General features: G+C 64.0%; 17 protein-coding genes and 1 pseudogene. 10 read left to right on the top strand and 8 right to left on the bottom strand.

The genetic code is table 11. The features are described from left to right. Nucleotides 1-103: 103 nt before the first annotated feature. On the bottom strand, nt 104-1,003 hold the full coding sequence (locus BPHYT_RS29075) for a hypothetical protein (protein WP_012427708.1): 900 nt from the start codon (nt 1,001-1,003) through the stop codon (nt 104-106). A 143-nt stretch (nt 1,004-1,146) separates the two neighbouring features. Between BPHYT_RS29075 and BPHYT_RS39495 the strand changes: the two are divergent. After that, nucleotides 1,147-1,739, top strand: a pseudogene (locus BPHYT_RS39495) (FAD-dependent monooxygenase); the annotation flags it as partial. Between the two features lie 147 nt (nt 1,740-1,886). Here BPHYT_RS39495 and BPHYT_RS29065 read toward each other — a convergent pair. Next, nucleotides 1,887-2,507 carry a hypothetical protein gene (locus BPHYT_RS29065; RefSeq protein ID WP_049869335.1) on the bottom strand — a complete coding sequence of 207 codons (621 nt, stop codon included), beginning with the start codon at nt 2,505-2,507 and terminating at the stop codon, nt 1,887-1,889. A gap of 415 nt (nt 2,508-2,922) precedes the next feature. Between BPHYT_RS29065 and BPHYT_RS29060 the strand changes: the two genes are divergently transcribed. Next, on the top strand, nt 2,923-3,906 hold the full coding sequence (locus tag BPHYT_RS29060; RefSeq protein ID WP_012427706.1) for a serine-rich family protein: 984 nt from the start codon (nt 2,923-2,925) through the stop codon (nt 3,904-3,906). Between the two features lie 114 nt (nt 3,907-4,020). Here the strand turns inward: BPHYT_RS29060 and BPHYT_RS29055 are convergent, their stop codons facing one another. From BPHYT_RS29055 to BPHYT_RS29045, 3 genes are all read right to left on the bottom strand, one after another. Further along, a complete protein-coding gene (locus BPHYT_RS29055; protein WP_012427705.1) occupies nt 4,021-4,599 on the bottom strand; it encodes a YceI family protein in 579 nt (192 codons plus the stop codon). Between the two features lie 45 nt (nt 4,600-4,644). Continuing rightward, complete coding sequence (locus BPHYT_RS29050) at nt 4,645-5,220, bottom strand: YceI family protein (protein WP_012427704.1); 576 nt, start codon at nt 5,218-5,220, stop codon at nt 4,645-4,647. A gap of 88 nt (nt 5,221-5,308) precedes the next feature. Further along, entirely contained in the window at nt 5,309-5,863 is a 555-nt protein-coding gene (locus BPHYT_RS29045) for a cytochrome b (RefSeq protein WP_012427703.1), read from the bottom strand. 216 nt (nt 5,864-6,079) lie between these two features. On the opposite strand from BPHYT_RS29045, the gene BPHYT_RS29040 reads away from it, so the two are divergent. Together BPHYT_RS29040 and BPHYT_RS29035 are read left to right on the top strand one after the other, a co-directional pair. Further along, a complete protein-coding gene (locus tag BPHYT_RS29040) occupies nt 6,080-7,105 on the top strand; it encodes a GGDEF domain-containing protein (RefSeq protein ID WP_012427702.1) in 1,026 nt (341 codons plus the stop codon). A gap of 133 nt (nt 7,106-7,238) precedes the next feature. Continuing rightward, a complete protein-coding gene (locus tag BPHYT_RS29035; protein WP_012427701.1) occupies nt 7,239-8,489 on the top strand; it encodes an arsenic transporter in 1,251 nt (416 codons plus the stop codon). 69 nt (nt 8,490-8,558) lie between these two features. Here BPHYT_RS29035 and BPHYT_RS39745 read toward each other — a convergent pair whose 3' ends face one another. Then, complete coding sequence (locus BPHYT_RS39745; RefSeq protein ID WP_012427700.1) at nt 8,559-8,804, bottom strand: hypothetical protein; 246 nt, start codon at nt 8,802-8,804, stop codon at nt 8,559-8,561. A gap of 377 nt (nt 8,805-9,181) precedes the next feature. Continuing rightward, on the bottom strand, nt 9,182-9,517 hold the full coding sequence (locus BPHYT_RS29025; protein ID WP_012427699.1) for a hypothetical protein: 336 nt from the start codon (nt 9,515-9,517) through the stop codon (nt 9,182-9,184). Between the two features lie 410 nt (nt 9,518-9,927). On the opposite strand from BPHYT_RS29025, the gene BPHYT_RS29020 reads away from it, so the two are divergent. From BPHYT_RS29020 to BPHYT_RS28995, 6 genes are all read left to right on the top strand, one after another. After that, the gene (locus tag BPHYT_RS29020) at nt 9,928-10,218 is read left to right on the top strand and encodes an EF-hand domain-containing protein (RefSeq protein WP_012427698.1); all 291 of its coding nucleotides are present in this window, start codon (nt 9,928-9,930) and stop codon (nt 10,216-10,218) included. A 113-nt stretch (nt 10,219-10,331) separates the two neighbouring features. After that, nucleotides 10,332-11,903 (top strand): efflux transporter outer membrane subunit, encoded by a 1,572-nt coding sequence (locus tag BPHYT_RS29015; protein WP_012427697.1) that lies wholly within the window; start codon nt 10,332-10,334, stop codon nt 11,901-11,903. Beyond that, the gene (locus BPHYT_RS29010) at nt 11,893-13,002 is read left to right on the top strand and encodes an efflux RND transporter periplasmic adaptor subunit (RefSeq protein WP_012427696.1); all 1,110 of its coding nucleotides are present in this window, start codon (nt 11,893-11,895) and stop codon (nt 13,000-13,002) included. Before BPHYT_RS29015 ends, BPHYT_RS29010 begins: the two co-directional genes overlap by 11 nt. Then, the gene (locus BPHYT_RS29005; RefSeq protein ID WP_012427695.1) at nt 12,999-16,130 is read left to right on the top strand and encodes an efflux RND transporter permease subunit; all 3,132 of its coding nucleotides are present in this window, start codon (nt 12,999-13,001) and stop codon (nt 16,128-16,130) included. Before BPHYT_RS29010 ends, BPHYT_RS29005 begins: the two co-directional genes overlap by 4 nt. 21 nt (nt 16,131-16,151) lie before the next feature. Next, nucleotides 16,152-16,865 carry a response regulator gene (locus tag BPHYT_RS29000; RefSeq protein WP_012427694.1) on the top strand — a complete coding sequence of 238 codons (714 nt, stop codon included), beginning with the start codon at nt 16,152-16,154 and terminating at the stop codon, nt 16,863-16,865. Next, nucleotides 16,862-18,217 (top strand): ATP-binding protein, encoded by a 1,356-nt coding sequence (locus BPHYT_RS28995; protein ID WP_012427693.1) that lies wholly within the window; start codon nt 16,862-16,864, stop codon nt 18,215-18,217. The genes BPHYT_RS29000 and BPHYT_RS28995 overlap by 4 nt, the downstream gene beginning before the upstream one ends. 43 nt (nt 18,218-18,260) lie before the next feature. Here BPHYT_RS28995 and BPHYT_RS28990 read toward each other — a convergent pair whose 3' ends face one another. Beyond that, entirely contained in the window at nt 18,261-18,527 is a 267-nt protein-coding gene (locus tag BPHYT_RS28990; protein ID WP_012427692.1) for a hypothetical protein, read from the bottom strand. Nucleotides 18,528-18,687 lie beyond the last annotated feature (160 nt).

The following is an 18,687-nucleotide window of genomic DNA, read 5'->3' as shown; positions in this document are numbered from 1 at the left end:
TCGTCCCTGACTGGCCGTCATTATCGGAGAAAACGCGGCGCAACGCGCGCATCGATCGACACACTTCGGCGCGGCACGAGCGCGCGCCGCCTCCGCAGTTTTTCTATTGCGCCGTCTGCTGGCGCTGGTATTCGTTCTTTTTCATCTGCAGATACTCTTGCCGGCTCACCTCATGCAATTGGCGCGGGTACTGCTCTGTCGCATCGAACCATGTCGCGAAGCGTTGATCGACGCGTTTGTCGGCAGGCAGGGAAAGCGAACCCAGGTACGCGTCGATGGCGAGGTAATAACGCATCGTATTGCGCTCGACGAGACCGCGCACACCGCCCACGTAATCGCCATTTGACGCCTGCGTAAAGCCCACTTTTGCGCTGCCGACGGTCGCGAGATAGGTCTTCATTGCGATGCGTCCCGCCATGCCGAATCCGTACGAATACGTGAGATGCAGGAACGTGCGTCCTTTGCCGATGTCGACGGCTTCCAGCACGATGCGGTAATCCTTCGTGCTGAGCGGTCCTTCCGCGGCGCTTAGGTCGACCTGGAAGTAGTCGGGGCTCGTTGCAACCGAACGGTAGTCGAGCTGCACACGCGACGTGTCACCGAGTTCCTGTTCCGTCTTCTTGCCGACGTTCATGCTGATGGTCGCGCCATTGCTGCCAGAACTGGCATGACAGTACTTCGTATTCAGATGCAGGATCAGCACATCGCACCAGGTCGCGGGGCCTCGCTGCGGATCGTTGAATGCGCTGTTGACGGTCGCGAACGGATAATCGACAACGGCGTAGATATCGCCCTTCAACGCGCTCTGCGTTTCCTGCGAGTCGAGATGGATCGGGCGATGAAACACATTCGACTTCAGCTGTGGCGCTAGCGTGTCGTACTCGCCTTTGAGCGCGGCGGCATTGTCGTCGGCCCATGTGAGCCCGCCGGGCCAGAGACCCGACAGCGTGAGCGCTACGAGTGCGAGCCGTTTGATGATTCGCGTGATCCGTTGGGTGTTCATAAAAACACGCTCCTGCTGGTTGGATAAATTTCGCGCTCCGGGCAGCGTAGCCGCTCGTTGTCGGAGTGCGGCCTCTCCTAGGAATGTTACAACCGAAGCGGAATCGACAGTCGCTTCGGTCCGTGATCTGCCGGGCAAGCTAGGGCCATCTACTGCATTATCCAATCGGCGCGACCAGGGCGATCAGAACTTCCTGCTGGTCGAGCGTCATCCGTCGCCGTGGCCGTCGCGTGACTGGGTCATCACGGCTGGCGAGGGCGAGCAACTGTGCCTATTCAGGGACTGGCATCCGGCGGTGACGCAGATGATCACAGCGGTGCCGATCAGCAAGCGCTGGGGACTTTTCCATCGCCCTCCGCTCGGCCGATGGAGCAAGGGCCGCGTGACCCTGATCGGCGACGCCGCGCATGCGCTCGTGCCACACCACGGTCAAGGCGCCAACCAGTCGATCGAGGATGCCGTCGTGCTGGCCGAGCAACTCGTCAGGGCTGGTCCAGGCAATTGGCGTGAGGCGCAGGAAGCCTGCGAGCGCTTGCGCCTGAGCCGCACGCGCAAGGTGCAGTACGCGTCGATTGCCACTGCGGACGTGCTGCATCTGCCCGACGGGCCGGCCGCGCACGCGCGCAACACGCGCCTCGGCGCACGCGGCAGTGTGCTGAATCATCTGGACTGGATTCACGGTTTCGACGCCCTTACAGAAGAGCCGAACGAACGTCAGGGTGGTACCTGGCTTTAAAGCCACGATGCTTGCTTGCTAGCTGAGGCGGCGCGAAGACTTTCTGCGCGGCGCGCGTAAGCGCAGGGTAAAAACGTGAACGCCGAAAAGCCCACAACCGTGCCGTGAAGGTTGCGGGCTAACCAATTGCAGTTTGCAAACAGGCACTCAGAACCGGTAACTCAGCCCGATCTGCAACACCGGATAGAGCTTGTAGCGCTCCACCTTGTCGCTGATCTTGCGTTCCTGCTCGTCGATGTTCGACTGCGGGGTGAACATCGAATAGATCGCCGGCACGTTGTAGCTGGCGCGCGGACGCCCGTACGCCACGCCGAGATCGAACGTCATGCCGAAGCCCTTCGAGACCGGCTTGTGACCGTAACCGATGCCCAGGTAAGGCATCACGCGCGGCAGCGTGACCGTCGCCGAAGGCGCGGCGCCGACGGCAGGCACGAAGTCGTCGCCGATCTTGTAGTTGCCTTGCGCGTTCGGCACGGCATGCGCGCTCAGTTCGTCGTCGTTGACGAGCGCGCCGGCTGTCACGCGAAAGCCGCTGGAGCTGAACGGGAACAGATCGAGATACAGGCCGCCTTGCAGGAGTTTCAGATGGCCGTCGTACTGGTTGTCGTTGGCGTGGACCGAATGCGACAGGCCGAAACCCTCGATTTCCGCGTGCACGCCCGCCCATGAATTCAGCGGCAGCGCCGCTCCGACACCGGCGCCGAGCGTACCGCCATGCACATACACCTCCTGCGCCTGTGCTGCACCTGCCATCACCGTCGCTGCCATCGCGACCACAGCCGCATTTTTTACCCGTTTCACCGCACCGTCTCCCGACAAGGATTATTTCCGTGTGGCGACTGTACGGTTTAACCATGCAGTTCAAATGAACGAATAGCGGGCAGTTATGGCAGTTCCTCGCGCTCAAGTTTTATGGTTGGAAGAAAACGGAATTTATGACCTGTAATTCCTGCCGAACTGGCGATTCAATCGCAAGTGGTGCGCAGAATAGCCCTGTTTTAAAGGGCTATTCGGTGAATCGAACAGAATGCCGCGCTTAGATAATGACGCTCGCAGAAGACCCGTCCGCCACGCACACGGCATTCGAGAAATGGGTCATTCATCTGATAAAAGGAGCGCGTCGCGCTTCATTTTGCGTGTGTCGTGATGTGTGCGCGACCGGCTTTATGGATCTGGAGCAGTCATGGTTTTGTCTCAGGCGTCGCGATCGTTCGGCATCGCGGTCGTTGCAGCCGCAACGGCTTTATTGAGCGCGTGCGGTGGTTCGGGCGGCAGTAGCGCCAGTACCGGCAGCAACGTGCTGAAGTTGTCTTCGGCGGTGCAAAGCGAGCATGTCGCGCGCTATGCCGGCGCGTTCGGCATGTTGTCGGGGCCGGGCGTCGCGGTGATCTATACCTCGGTGGTGCAGTCCCTGGTGACGGGTGTCACGGCCGGCACGCCCAATAGCACGACCGCTTGCCCGGTCGGCGGTTCGATCAGCGTGGCGACACAGAGTGCGGGCGCGAGCGGCCTGCAAAGCGGCGAGACCGCGGCCGTCAGCTTCAATCAGTGCGTCGGCCAGGTGAAGGCGCCCGGCGTATCCGACAGCGCCTCGATTACCGGCACGGTGAGCGTGCAGATTCTGAGCTCGCAGGGCGTGGTCGGCAAGGCGTCGAACGACTGGTCTTATACCGCCGTTGAAACGGCCAACGCGTTGACGCTCGTTTCCGCGAACAGTACGACGGTGGTGAACGGCACGGTCAGCTTCACCATGAGCTACGACGCGAAGACGGGCGTCACCACCACCACCGCGAGCGCGCCGACCGTGACGCTCAGCCGCGCGCAGCCGGCGGGTTCGGGCAACATCAGCGGCACCATCACGATCACGTCGCTGAATTACTCGCGCGTGCACGGCACGAATCCGGTCACGGACACGCTCACCACCAGCGGCAGCATTAGCGTGAACGTGGCCGACGCGGTGATCGCCTTCAACGTCGCGACGCCGGCGCCGGTCACGATCAGCGGCGGCAATGTGCAGGCCGGGGTGATCCAGCTGTCGACGAGCGATACCGTCGAGACCATCACGCCGAAAGACGCGTCGACGGTCGGCATCACGGTGACATCGAATGGGCTGACGGGGACTTACACGGAAAGCGTGGACACGTTCCGCTCGCTGGTGAGCGGCTGAGCGAAGAAGCGCACTGACGTGGAAAGCGGGGGGCGGGTTGCGGCAACGTGACGGTCGAAAGACCGGTTGCCGCAACCTTGAGACGCATGCGCGAAAAACATGCGCGAAAAGCGCTTACTGCTTGATGCCTTCGGCCTGAATGTGCAGCGTGGTCTGCATCTTGAAGCCGTAGGTCTTGCCGAAGTCGACGCCGAAGTCGTCGCGATTGAACGTCGCGGTCGATTCCGTGCCGCACACTTCACGCTTGAGCATCGGGTTCACGAAGCACTTGAACGATTCGATCTTCAGATTGACCGGCTTGGTGATGCCGTGCATTGTCAGCGTGCCGATCACTTCCACCGGCTTGTCGCCGTCGAAGCGGATCTGCGTGCCCTTGTAGGTCGCGGTGGGGTACTTGGCGGCGTCGAAGAACTTGTCCGTGACCAGTTCTGCGTCGAGCTTGTCGTTGCCGATATCCACCGAGCTCATGTCGATCGTCACGTCGACCGTGCCGGTCTTCGCCGCGCGATCCAGCACCACGGTGCCGCTGCTCTTCTTGAACTTGCCGCGCCAGATCGACAGGCCGCCGAAGTGGTCGGTTTCAAAGCTCGGGTAGGTGTGGGTCGGGTCGAGCTGATAGGTATCGGCTGCCATGGCGTTGAACGACAATGCGGCGGCCAGCGCGCCTGCGGCGAGCAAAAGTTGTTTCTTCAAGGTGTTCTCCAGGTTTCAGATAGTGCTGCGACGCTTCGTGTAGAGTTATTTCTTCGAAGCGACGAGGTGAAATTTGATGACGACTTCGTCGGCGACCACCGACGTGTCTTTCCATTCGCCGGTGCCGACGTCGAATTGCGAGCGCTTGATCGGCAACGTGCCGTCGAAGGTCTGCGTGGCGCCCTGGCTGGCGATGGTGACGGGCACCACGACGGTTTGCGACTTGCCCTTGATGGTGAGCTTGCCGGTGATCTTGTACTGGTTGCCGCCCGCCGGCGCGATCGCGCTGGAGACGAAGGTCGCGGCGGGGAAGGTGGCGCTGTCGAACCACTCCTTGCCTTGAGCCTGCTTGTTGTAGTCTTCGGCGCCGAGATCGTAGCTGCCGGTGTCGATCGACACATTGGCGCTGCCGGCGGTCGGCTTGGCCGGATCGAAATTGAGTTGCGCCGAGAACTTCCTGAACTTGCCGTCGACGGGCACGTTCATCTGTTTCGTGGTGGCGATCACGCTGCTTTTGCTCGTGTCGATATCGGCATGCGCGAGACTTGCGCCGAACAGCGAGAAGGCCGCGATGCCGGCGAGCGTCATGCGTTGAACGGAGTGGTAAAGGTTTGTTTTCATGGTGGTACGCATCCTATCGAACCCGCGTGCGTTGATTGCGCACCGCTGGGAATTAGATTGCCAACAAGCCGTAGCCAATCGCCGGCTATTACTTGAGGAATGGAATCATCCGGGCCAGCAATCCGTCGCGGTCGACGAATTGATGCTTGAGCGCCGCCGCCACGTGCATCGCCACCAGCGCGAGCAGCGTGTAATTGAGCAGGATGTGGACGGTGCGCAGGCTCGCCTTGAGCGCCTGATCCGGGCCGATGATGGTCGGCAGCGGCACGATGCCGAGATACACGACCTGAATGCCGGCGGCGGAACTATAGAAGTAGCCGGACAGCGGAATTGCCAGCATCAGCACGTACAGCACGCCGTGCACCAGGTGGGCGGCGGCCTTCTGCCACGCGGGCGTGGCGCTGTCGAGCGCCGGCGCGCGGTGGGTGGCGCGCCACAGCACGCGGGCCACGGCGAGTGCGAACACGGTCACGCCGATCCACTTGTGCCAGGAGAAATACTTCAGCTTGGTGGGCGTGAAGCCGGGAATATCGGTCATGATCCAGCCGATATAGAAGCCGCAGATAATCAACGCCGCGATCAGCCAATGCAAGGCAATGGCGGCGCCGTGATAGCGGTCTGAACGGACAGGGCTGGAATTCATACTTTGACGTTTTAGGGTTATCGGGTATCGGGGTATGGCAGGTGAAGGCGAATGGTAGGGATGCCAATGAAAACTGAATAGCCGGGGAGAAGGGAACAGATTGTTGTAGCCGTGACGCTAATGTCGCTGGAATAAAACGGTGCGGCGGCTGTAATGGGCCGGTTGGTCGTCCGCTGTGTTAATTTGCCGGCTGAACCGCGAGGAGAGTTGAGACCGATGAACAGGCTTGAGAACAACAATATCGCGCTGGGCGCGGATTTTCTGCGGCACGAGATGACACCCGCGGCATCTGCCGCGGCCGGGGTGGAAGGTTACATGGAGCACGATGCGGCTGTCTACCGCACGCTGCTCGAATCGACCAAGGCGATTCCATGGAAGATCGACTGGGCGACCATGGAGTTCGCCTATATCGGCCCGCAGATCGAAGCCTTGCTGGGCTGGGCGCCGTCGAGCTGGAAGACCGTGCAGGACTGGGCCGCGCGCATGCATCCCGAGGACCGCGAGAAGGTGGTCGAATTCTGTGTCGCGCAATCGCAGGCGGGCACCGATCACGAAGCGGACTACCGCGCGTTGACGAGCCGGGGTGAATACGTGTGGCTGCGCGACGTGGTGCATGTGGTGCGCGACGCGCGCGGCGACGTGGAGTCGCTGGTCGGCTTCATGTTCGATATCAGCGAGCGCAAGAAGACCGAGGAGAAGCTGGCCGCGTTGCAACGGGAACTCGAGGCGCTGTCGTTCAAGGACAGCCTGACGGGTGTCGGTAATCGCCGCGCGTTCGACGCCAGCCTGGAGCGCGAATGGAGTGCGGCTTTGCGTCACGCGGCGCCGCTTTCGCTGGTGATGGTCGATATCGACTTCTTCAAGTCGTACAACGACTACTACGGCCACGTGCAGGGCGACGAGTGCCTGAGGCGGGTGGCGGGCGTGCTGAGCAGCGCGGTGCGGCCGGGCGACTTTGTCGGCCGCTTCGGCGGGGAAGAGTTCGTGCTGCTCCTGCCGAACACCGGCGCCGACGCCGCTCGCCAGGTGGCCGAGCGTTGCCGCAACCGCATTGCGGCTGAAGAGATCGCGCATGAGCGCTCGCCGTTCCGGCAGACGGTGACCGCCAGCTTCGGCGTCGGCACCACGATTCCGGCCGGCGCAGCCGATCCGGTGGCTTTCGTCAATCTGGTCGATACGCAGCTGTACCACGCGAAGGACAACGGCCGCGATTGCATTGCGGCGGTGAACCGCGTGGGATGAAGCGCGCGCACCAGCACGGCCACAGGCGCGCAACTTGCTTTTTCGGCGCCTGCGGCCGCCGCCTCATCGGCACGCTCGCCCGGCCAGACCGGACATCGCGCTCGCGCGTCATCAACCATTCAGAGTTCGCCAAGTGAATTCCGTTTTCCTCTCCTGGGGTATCGCCGCCGCCGCCACGGCCGGCGTCATCACCCGGCCGTTCAAATGGCCCGAAGCCGTGTGGGCAGTGGCCGGTGCGCTGCTGCTGGTCTTGCTCGGGCTGTTGCCGGTTCATCTGGCGCTCGAGGCGATCGGTAAGGGCACCGACGTCTATCTGTTCCTCTTCGGCATGATGCTGCTGTCGGAAGTGGGGCGCCGTGAAGGTCTGTTCGACTGGGTTGCCGTGCTCGCGGTCAATCACGCGCAAGGTTCGCCGCGCAAACTCTTCCTGCTGGTCTACCTGGTCGGCGTGGTGATCACCGCGTTTCTTTCGAACGACGCCACCGCCGTCGTCCTCACGCCGGCCGTGTTCGCCGCCGCAAAGAAGGCGAAGACGCATCCGCTGCCCTTGCTGTTCGTCTGCGCGTTCATCGCCAATGCGGCGAGCTTCGTGCTGCCGATCTCGAATCCCGCCAACATCGTGCTGTACGGCAATCACACGCCCGCGCTCGGCGCCTGGCTGACGCGCTTCACGCTGCCGTCGCTGCTGTCGATCGTCGCGACCTACGTGATGCTGCGCTGGACCCAGCGCGACGCGCTCGCCGGTACCTGCGAGGCGAATCTCGATCCGGTCGAACTGTCGGCGAGCGGCCGCGTGGCGCTCGCGGGCATCGCGGTGACGGCCGCCGTGCTGCTGACAGTCTCCGCGTTCGACGTTCCGCTCGGCATGCCGACCGCGATACTCGGGGCGCTGACCGCGCTGATCGTGCTCATTCTGGAGCGCAAATCGCCGCTGCCGATGATCCGCGAAATCTCGTGGAGCGTGCTGCCGCTGGTCGCCGCGCTGTTCGTGCTCGTCGAAATGCTCGATCACACCGGTGTGATCACGGCGGCGGCGCAACTCACGCGGCGCGCCGCGCAGCAGCACGAACTGGCCACGGCGGGCTGGGCGGGCGCTGTCATCGCGTTCGGCAGCAACCTGATGAACAACCTGCCGGCGGGTCTGATCGCCAGTTCGACGGTGATGCAGGCGCACAGTCCGGAGCGTGTGATCGACGCGCTGCTGATCGGCGTCGACCTCGGCCCGAACCTGTCCATCACCGGTTCGCTGGCGACGATCCTCTGGCTCAACGCGATTCGCCGCGAAGGCGAAGACGTGAGCTTCATGAAGTTTCTGAAAGTGGGCGCGCTGGTGATGGTGCCGGCGCTCGTGCTCGCGCTCGGCGCGCGGATTCTGACGGGTTGAGGGAGCGAATCTCGCTGCGAGGGCGGCGGCGGGTCTGGGCCGCCGCGTTATCACTGCTTTAACTCCGCGTTACCACCGCGTGCCGGTGGGACGCAACCGCGGCTCGGCTAACGACGCATCGTCCGCTTCCGTCAGCGAGCGCAGCGTCGCCTCCAGCCGTGCGATGCGCGCGCGCTGTATCGGCATCAACGTCGGTCTGGGTAAATTTCGCAGGCGACTGTGCCAGTACGACAGCGGAATGCGATCGTTGGTGGAGATCATCCCGAACACCCGTTCGAGGTGGGCGATCTCCTTGTCGAGTTCCTGATAGTTCATCTGATGTTTCCACAAAGGCTGGTGGCCTGACCGAAATCCACCCGGCAGGCCGCTCGCGATTCCTGATTCCTCTGGTTGGACGGACATGTCCAACGAACGGACGTGCGCCAGGCCATCAACAGCATTGAGCATGCGATGTTCCACATCCGCTGGGACGGAATCGCGCTGCGTTCGGCCTTTCTCTATAACCGCGATACCCACCGCTTTATTCCAGGGGCTCATTCAGAGTTTGCAGCGCGATTCGCGCTCCACATCGCGCCACCGTAGTGGTCAGGACAGGGGGAATCCACCAGGCGTTGCTGGCGGCCGCATGTCCTATGCTGGTTCCACGGCCTGGGCCGTACCTGGCACATTCGCCGGCGACACGCCGGGCGCGCCTAACGCGGCATCATCATGACGGGCTGGGCGTAGGTCACCGCGGGGGCGGGTACGACCGCGTAGTTGGTCGGCGCGGGGACGACGACGGTGGTGTACAAGGGAACGGGCTTCGGCGCCGTCACGGTGGCCGCGACCGGAACCGCCACCGGCAGCGGCACCGGCGGAGGCGCCACCACGTACACGGGGTTGACCGGCACGGAGTAGTAGACCGGGCGCGGCGGCGGGGCGTAGACCACGGCAGCGGGCAGATAGACGACTACGCGGGCGGACGCCGTCGACGAACAGGCGAGGCCGATGGCGGTGACAGTTGAGGCGCAGACAAGACGGATGGTCAATTGGTACTCCTGATGCGTTGAGCAGTGCGAGACGTCTTCAGCTGAAGACGCGGGCCGGCTGATACGGGTCACGTGGTAACTCAGCCGTTGCGGCGAGGCGCTGTTGGCGCCGGCAGACGAAAGATACGCAAAGCGCCGTCAAAACGGCATTGCAAACTCATTTCATTCCATGTCACGCGGCGGCGGGGCTTGGGCATGACTGCGGGTGCAGGGCGTGCCTGCTGCATTGCGGCATCGCGCTGTGGCGGTATTCGTGGTCGCTCACGGCGACGCCTCAAAAGCCATGACATAAATCGACATGATTCTGAAGTTGCCTTGCGACGGCGCTTCCCCAAGAATTCGGCCTGTCATCGAAACGGATCGCGGCAAACGGCAGGCGACGCTCGGTGGCTCAATCGAAGGAGTCAGTCATGAAGAAGTTGATCGCTATCGTGTTGCTGTGCTGCGCATCCACTGTGACGTTCGCACAGGCCGCGCCGCAAGGCGGCAACCCGCAGCGCATGGAGCGCATGGCGCAGCAGCTGCAATCGCGCTTTGCGAATGCCAATACCACGCACGACGGCAAGCTCACCAAAGACCAGGCCGCCGCCGGCATGCCGATGGTCGCCAAGCACTTCGACGAAATCGATACGCAGAAAGCGGGCTACATCACCCTGCCGCAGATCGAGGCATTCATGCAGGAACGCGGGGCAGCGCACTGAGCCGCGCGGGCATCGGTGGGACCATGGGGCCGTGGCGCGGCGCGGTGTGCCGCCTGCGCGCGAGCCGTCCTGCCGAATCCTCAGCCGTCCTCCGAAACCAATAAAAACGCGCGATGAAACCTGCCACGTCCCGCCATCTGCGTATCGCCGGCGCGTCGATCGTCGTATCGATCAGCGCGGCGCTCAGCGGTTGCGTGAGCGTCGGCCCGGATTTCAAACAGCCAGAAGCGACGCTTGAAAACCAGTGGCTCGAAAGTCTGCCCCGCGCGGCGCAGGCGACGCCTGCCGCGCAAGCGGCCTGGTGGACCGCATTCAACGATCCCGTGCTCACCGCGCTGGAGCAGCGCGCGTATGAGCGCAACCTGTCGCTGCAAGTGGCCGGCCTGCATATCTTCAAGGCGCGCGCGCAGCTCGCCACCAGCGCCGAGAATCTGCTGCCGCAGTCGGGCAGCGTGTCGGTGGGCGCCGACCATATCAACACGAGCGGCGTCGGGCCGATTCCGCCGGCGCATTTGTGGGCCGAGCATTTGCGCGCGAACGTGGGCTGGGAGATCGACTTCTGGGGCAAATACCGCCGGCAGATCGAATCGGACCGCGCGCAATTGCGCGTCTCGGAAGCCGCCTATGACAACTCGCTGGTGTCGCTGTTCGGCGACGTCGCCAATGCCTACATCGATCTGCGTGCGCTCGAACAACGCATCGTCGTCGCGCAGCAGAATCTGAAGTCGGTCCAGCAGAGCCTCACGCTGACCCAGGCGCGCTACAAACACGGTGCGTCGAGCCAGCTCGATGTCGAACAGGCCGCCACGCTGGTGGCGGAAACCGAGGCGCAGATTCCGCCTCTCATCAAGGCGCGCGCGCAGGATCGCGACACGCTCGCCGTGCTGCTCGCCGATCCGCCCGACGCCGTCGACGCGCAGCTCAAAGGCAGCAGTGCGATTCCCGTGCCGCCCACGCAGATCGATGTCGGCATTCCCGCCGATCTGCTGCGGCGCCGGCCCGACGTGCGCCAGGCCGCGCTCAACGCGGCGGCGCAATCGGCGCTGATCGGCGCGGCCAAGGCGAAGCTGTATCCGTCCTTGTCGTTGACGGGCCTGTTTGGGCTGTCGTCGGGTGAACAGCATGGCATTGGCTTGACGCAATGGGGCAGCAAGACCATTGGCCTGTTTTCCGCGGGCATCACGCTGCCGATCCTCGATCGCGGCCAACTGAAAAACGCCGTGCGGATTCAGGATGCGACCTTTCAGGAGGCCGTGCTCGATTATCAGAACACGGTGCTGCAGGCGCAAAAAGATGTGGAAGACGCGATTGCCGGGCTGCGCACCTCGCTCGACGCGCTGGCTGCGTCGGCGCGCGCGTCGGATGCCTCGCAGCGCGCGCTGCGGCTCGCCAACGCGCAGTATCGCTCGGGCTCGGTTACTTACGACACGGTACTCGACGCGTCGCGCTCCGCCTTGCGTGACGGCGATTCGCTCGCGCAGAACCAGGGGCTCGCCGCGCTCGCTGCGGTAGCGTTGTATCGCGCGCTCGGCGGTGGCTGGGAAGTGGCGCAAGGGCAGCAGGTGGTGAGCGAACAGATTGCCGAACAGATGGCGCGGCGCACGGATTGGGGACGCCTGTTGAACCCGCCCGCGAACTCCGCATTGGCGCGCGCGAGCGGAGGCGAGCCCGAGAATGGGAAATAACAGAATGGCGGAAAAGAGTCTGATAAGCAGACGTGTCGCGGCGGGGATGTGCATCGTGCTTGGCATGGCGCTGGCCGCTTGCCGCGACGGCAACGCGCCTGCCGCCCAGAATGCGCCCTTGCCGCAAGTGAGCGTGATGCGTCCGCAGCCGCGCGAGGTGCGTGAGCAACTCGACCTGAGCGGCACGGTCGCGCCTTCGGCCACCGTCACGCTGGTGGCGCGCGTGCAGGGCGTGCTGAAGGAAATCGGTTTCAGTGACGGCGCCAACGTCAAGCAGGGGCAGTTGCTGTTTCGCATCGAGCCGGACACGTACCGCGCGCAGCTCACTTACGACCAGGCCGAACTCGTCAACGCCGAACAGGAATTGACACGCCAGAAGCAGCTCACGGCCGATAACGCGACCTCGGAGTCATCGTTGCAGAAAGCGCAGACCACGCGCGACCAGGCGCTCGCCAAACGCGACATGTCGCGCATCAATCTCGGCTATACGGAGATACGTGCGCCGTTCTCCGGACGCATCGGCGCGCGGTCGTTCGACGTCGGCAATCTGGTGGGCGCGTCCGATTCCACCAAGCTCGCCACACTGGACCGCATCCAGCCGGTGTACGTGAATTTCACGCTGAACGAACGCGACGCGAACCGCATCGGCCTGTTCACCAAGCCGCCGCGCACGGTGCGGGTGAACGTGCTCGGCGCGCCGGCCGGCAAGGGCGAGGACGCCGCGCTGGAATTCGTCGATACACGGGTCGACTCCAGCAGCGGCGCGATCAGACTGCGCGCGGACATCGCCAACAAGGATGCGCATCTGATTCCGGGCATGTCGGTCGAGGTGCATATTCCCGCCGGCGCGCCGCAAAACGTCTTGCTGGTGCCCGACACCGCGTTGCTGCGCGAGCAGGCCGGCGCTTTCGTGCTGGTCGTGAACAGCGCGAGTGTGATCGAGAAACGCGCGGTGGTGACGGGCGGACTGTTCGGCTCGCTGCGTGCAATCACCTCCGGCCTGAACGCCGGCGATCAGGTCGTGACGGGCGGCGCGCTGGCGGTGGCACCGGGCACCAAGGTGCAGGTGGCGGCCGCCGGGATGCAGGGCCAGTCATGATCCGCTTCTTCGTCGAGCGGCCGGTTTTCGCCAATGTGATCGCACTGATCGTGATGCTGCTCGGCGCCGTTGCGCTGATCAATCTGCCGATCGCGCAATATCCGCCCATTACGCCGCCCACCGTGCAAGTGGTGGCGCGCTTTCCCGGCGCCAGCGCCGCGACGCTGATCGACCGCGTGGCGCTGCCGATCGAAACCCAGGTCAACGGCGTGGAAAACGCGCTGTACATGCAGTCGACCAGCACCAACGACGGCACCTACACGCTCACGGTCACGTTCGCCGTCGGCACGGATGTCGACAAGGCGCAGGTGCTGGTGCAGAACCGCGTCTCGGCGGCGACCGCGCAATTGCCGCAGGCAGTGCAGCAGCAGGGCGTGACCGTGCGCAAGCGTTCGACCGCGATTCTGCAGCTCTACACGCTGCAATCGCCGGATCCAAAATACGATTCGCTGTTTCTGAGCAACTACGCGGTGATCTATCTGCGCGACACGCTCGCGCGTTTGCCGGGCGTGGGCGACGTGACCGTATTCGGCACGGGGCAATACAGCATGCGCGTCTGGCTTGATCCGCAGAAGCTGAGCGAGCGCAATCTGACCGCCGCCGACGTGATGAACGCGATCCAGAGCCAAAGCAAGGACGTGAGCGCGGGCCAGCTCGGTTCCGAGCCGAACTCGGGCGGCCAGGCTTTCCAGCTCACGGTGACGATGCGCGGCGCGCTTTCCGACCCGCACGAATTCGACGACATCATCGTCAAGGCCGATCCGGATAACGGCGGCCATTTCGTGCGGATTCGTGATGTAGGGCGTACCGAACTCGGCTCGTCGAGTTACGGGCAGTTCTTCAATCTCGACGGCAAGCCGGCGGCGGGCATCGCCATTTATCAGTTGCCCGAAGCGAATGCACTGGAAGTGGGCAACGCGGTGAAGGCAACCATGGCGCGTCTGGCGAAAGACATGCCGAAAGGCGTCAGTTATCAGTTGCCGTTCGACACGACCACCTTCGTGCGGCAATCGGTGATCGACGTGTACAAGACGCTGTTCGAAGCCGCCTTGCTCGTGCTCGCGGTGATCCTGCTGTTTTTGCAGAACTGGCGCGCGATGCTGGTGCCGGCCACGACGATTCCGGTGACTATCATCGGCACGTTCGGCGCAATCTATATGCTTGGCTTCTCGATCAACCTGTTGACCTTGTTCGCGATCGTGCTGGCCATCGGTATCGTGGTGGATGATGCGATCGTGGTGGTGGAAGGCATCACGCAACATATCGAGCAGGGCAAGACGCCGAAGCAGGCCGCCATCGACGCGATGCATGAACTGCTCGGGCCCATCATCGGCATTACGCTGGTGCTGATTTCGGTGTTTTTACCGTCGGCGTTTCTCGGCGGCGTGACCGGACAGATGTACCGTCAATTTGCGCTGGTGGTCGTGGCCACCACGGTGATCAGCGCGATCAATGCGGTGACGCTCAAGCCGGTGCAAAGCGTGCGCTGGCTGCGGCATGCGCGGCCCGGCAAGCCGAATATCGTGTATCGCGTGTTCGACAAGGGTTATGTTCGAGTCGAAAAGGGCTACGTGCGCGTGGTGTCGTGGTTCGTCGCGCGCTGCGGGCTTGCGCTGGTGATCGCGCTGGTACTCGGCGCGGGCTCCGCGTTTCTGCTCACGCGCATTCCAACCAGCTTCATTCCGCTCGAAGATCAGGGCTACGTACTGATCGCCGCACAACTCGCCGACGCCGCTTCGCTCGGACGCACGCGCGAGGCGAGCACGCAGATCGAGAAACGCATTGGTGCGATTCCTGGCGTGAGTCACGTGGTGTCGATCGGCGGCATCTCGCCGTTGGACAACAACGCCTCGCTGCCGAATTCCGCGCTGATCTACGTCACGCTCGACGACTGGAGCAAACGCGGCAAAGGGCAAGACCTGCGCTCGTTATATTTGCGAATGAACAGCGAACTGGCGAAGCTGCCCGATATCCGCTCCGTGGTGATCGTGCCGCCGCCGATCCAGGGACTCGGCAACAGCGGCGGCGTGCAGATGCAGGTCATGCTGACCGACGGCTCGCAAAACTATCAGCGCCTGCAGGACGCCACCGATGCCTTGATCGCCGGCGTATCGAAACGCCCCGAATTGCAGCGCGTATTCAGCCCGTTCCGCGCGTCCGTGCCGACTGTCGAACTCACGCTCGATCGCGCCAAGGCGGAGTCGCTGCAAGTGCCGGTCGGCAATGTGTTCGATCTGCTGCAGGACTATGTCGGGTCGAGCTACGTGAATCAGTTCACGACCTTCAATCATACGTTCCCGGTGTTCGTGCAGGCGGACGGCGCATTCCGCCGCGAAACCGACGACATTCGCCGCTTGCAGATCCGCAGCAACAGCGGCCACATGGTCGAGCTAGGCACCTTCACCGACGCGCATACGAGCGTCGGCCCGGCGGTGGCGACGCTGTATAACCTCGCGCCGGCCGCGGCTATCAACGGCAATCCGGCGGCGGGCTACAGCACGGGCGACGCGATCAAGGCGTTCGAGCAGGAAGCCGCGCGCATTCTGCCCACGGGCATCGGCTATGAATGGACCGCGATGTCGTATCAGGAGAAACTGGTCGGCAATTCGGCGTACTGGGTGTTCGCCGTGGGCGTATTGCTGGTGTTCTGCGTGCTGGCCGCGCAATACGAAAGCTGGCTGCTGCCGGTCGCCGTGGTGCTGGCGGTGCCGCTCGCCTTGCTCGGCACGGCGGGCACGCTCGCCGCGCTCGGCGCCGCCAACAACCTGTACACGCAGATCGGTCTCGTGCTGCTGATCGCGCTGTCGGCGAAGAACGCGATCCTGATCGTCGAATTCGCGCGGCATCTGCGCGCGCAGGGTGTCGGCATAACCGAGGCGGCGATCGAAGCCGCGCGCCTGCGGTTCCGGCCGATCATGATGACCTCGTTCGCGTTCATTCTCGGCGTGGTGCCGCTCGTGATCGCCACCGGCGCGAGCGCCAGCGCGCGACGCTCGCTCGGGATTGCGGTATTTTCGGGGATGCTCGCTTCCACCTGCATCGCCGTGCTGTTCATTCCGTCGTTCTACGTGCTGTTGCAGCGCCTGGGCGAACGGCACGCGGCACGGAAAACGCCGCCCGACGCCTAGCCTGAATCGAGGAGCATTCGCATGGATCGCCCCGCCAAAATCATCGTGCTCGACGACGAAGTCGAATTGCGCAACATGCTGCAGCGCTTTCTGCGCGGGCACGGCTTCGACGTGCGCGTCGCCGAGGATGGCAAGCGCCTCGACCGCTATCTGGAGCGCGAGCCCTTCGATCTGCTGGTGCTCGATCTGATGATCGGCGAAGAAGACGGCCTCGCCATTTGCGCCCGCCTGCGCGAGCAGGGCCAGACCTTGCCGATCCTGATGCTGACCGCGAAGGGCGACCCGCTCGACAGAGTGGTCGGCCTCGAAACCGGCGCCGACGACTACCTCGCCAAACCGTTTCTGCCGCGTGAACTGGTGGCGCGCATCAACGCGCTGCTGCGCCGCCAGAAGCTCGCCTCGGGCGATGTCACCGTCACCTCGCAAAGCGTGAGCTTCGGCGATTTCTCGCTCGATATCGTCAAGCAGCAGCTGTCGCGCGCGGGCGAGTTGCTGGAGATTCACTCCGCGCAGATGCTGCTGCTGATCGCGCTGGCGTCGTCGCCGAACCGGCCGGTGAGCCGCGACAATCTGCTGGCGCGCGCGCGGGGCCGCGATCACGATGCGCTCGATCGCAGCATCGACGTGCAGGTGCTGCGGCTGCGGCAGATCGTCGAGGACGATCCGTCCAAGCCGCGCTTCATCAAGACTGTGTGGGGCGTGGGCTACATGCTGGTCGCGGACGTGGACTCATGACGCGCCCGCTATTGCACCGGTTGCTGCCGAGAACGCTGCTCGCGCGCAATATCGCGCTGCTGATCGCGCTCGTGATGTTGAGCCAGGTGTGCGCGCTCGGTGTGTTGCTGCACTATGTGCAGCGGCCGCGCGTCGAGCGCGCGGCTGCCGTGTTCGCCACGTATGTGACGACGCTCGACAATCTGCTCGCGGCCACGCCGCCCGCGGCGCGCCAAGGCTTGACCGCGCGCCTCGACGCCCGCGCCCAGGCGCCGGACGAAGCCGCTGCCGCGCCGCCGCCGAATCTCATGCGCGCGTACCGCACCTATCAGCGCAACGTGTTTCTCGAGAGCTTGCGCGCGCATTTGCCCGCCGACATGCCGGCGCGCTGGCAAACGCTGGGCGGCCAACGCCTGTGGATCCGTATGCACGCGCCGGCCGATGCGCCGCAAACGCCGTACTGGATCGCGCTGCCGATTCCCGAAGACGCGCAGGGCAACGGACTCGACGCCGCCATCCTGCTGTCGCTCGGACTGGGCGCGCTGGCGGCGTTGACCGGCTACCTGATTCAGCGCCACCTCAACCGGCCGCTTCAGGAGTTGACGCGCGCGGCGCGCCGCGTGAGCGCCGGCGAAACGCCCGCGCCATTGCCGACCGACGGCCCCACGGAAATCGCCGCGGTGAGCGGCGCCTTCAATCAGATGACGCAGGCGTTGCAGCAAGCCGAGGCGACGCGCGCGCTGATGCTCGCGGGCATCTCGCACGACATCCGCACGCCGTTGACCAAGCTGCGTCTCTCGATGGCGATGGCGATGCCCAACGACAGCGACAGCAGCTTCGTGGTCGCCGCCGAATCGTATCTGGACCAGATCGAAACGATCTTGCAGCAGTTCATGGACTACGCCGGCAGCGGTGAGCGCGAGCAGCCGGAGCCCGGCGATCTGAATGCGTTGATCGAACGGCTGGCGGGGGATTTCGCGGGGCTGGGGCACGAGTTCGAGCTGTCGCTCGCAACGTTGCCCGCCGTGCCGTACCGGCCGATCAGCATGATGCGGCTGCTGATGAACCTGATGCAGAACGCGATCGTCTACGGCGGAAGCGGACTGGCGGTGCGAAGCTGGGCTACGCGCGAGGCAGTGTACGTTGCGGTCGGCGATCGCGGCAAAGGTCTTTCAGCTCAGGAGCTGGAACAACTGAAGGCGCCGTTCCAGCGCGGCCGCAATGCGCGTACGCACAGCGGCGGCACCGGGTTGGGGCTGGCGATCGTCGAGCGGATCGCGCGCTTGCATGGCGGCAGTCTGGAGTTTCATACGCGCGAAGGCGGTGGGCTCGAGGTGTGGGTGGTGCTGCCGCTTGGCGCCTCGACACGCTAGACGTGGCGGCGTTCACACGGCGTGCTGTCGAGGCGGGCGCCGTTCACTTCCGGTCGAACCATGCATCCAGCCCGACGCGGAACGCCACGCCCGCGATCACCGGCACGGTCAGCATGAGGATGATGCCGAAGTTCGGAATCTGGTCGCCGTACGTAATCGGACCGTAAAGCACGATGGTCGCGACGATCGCGAAGACCACGACGCCTGCGGCCACCATCAGAAGATTGCGCGCGGCGATCGGCATGACCTTGCGCGGGCCCTTGTGCGGTGCGGCGCTGGCAGCGGGGACTTTGTCGGGTTGGACGGGCATGATGGTTCTCGTGACGAAAAGACAGGCTGCGTGAGGAGCAACCGGGAACCGGACTCCACGAAAGGCGTGCCATCGGCATCATACCAGGGCGCGTGCGTGGCGCGCATTTCATGCCATGCCGGCACGAGGGCGGCGATCGCGCTGAACTGGTAATCCCGTT

Source organism: Paraburkholderia phytofirmans PsJN (assembly GCF_000020125.1).
In the GTDB taxonomy this organism is placed as follows: Bacteria; Pseudomonadota; Gammaproteobacteria; order Burkholderiales; family Burkholderiaceae; genus Paraburkholderia; species Paraburkholderia phytofirmans.
The sequence above is the reverse complement of the archived record's forward strand: the minus strand, read 5'-3'. Positions and strand labels throughout refer to the sequence as shown.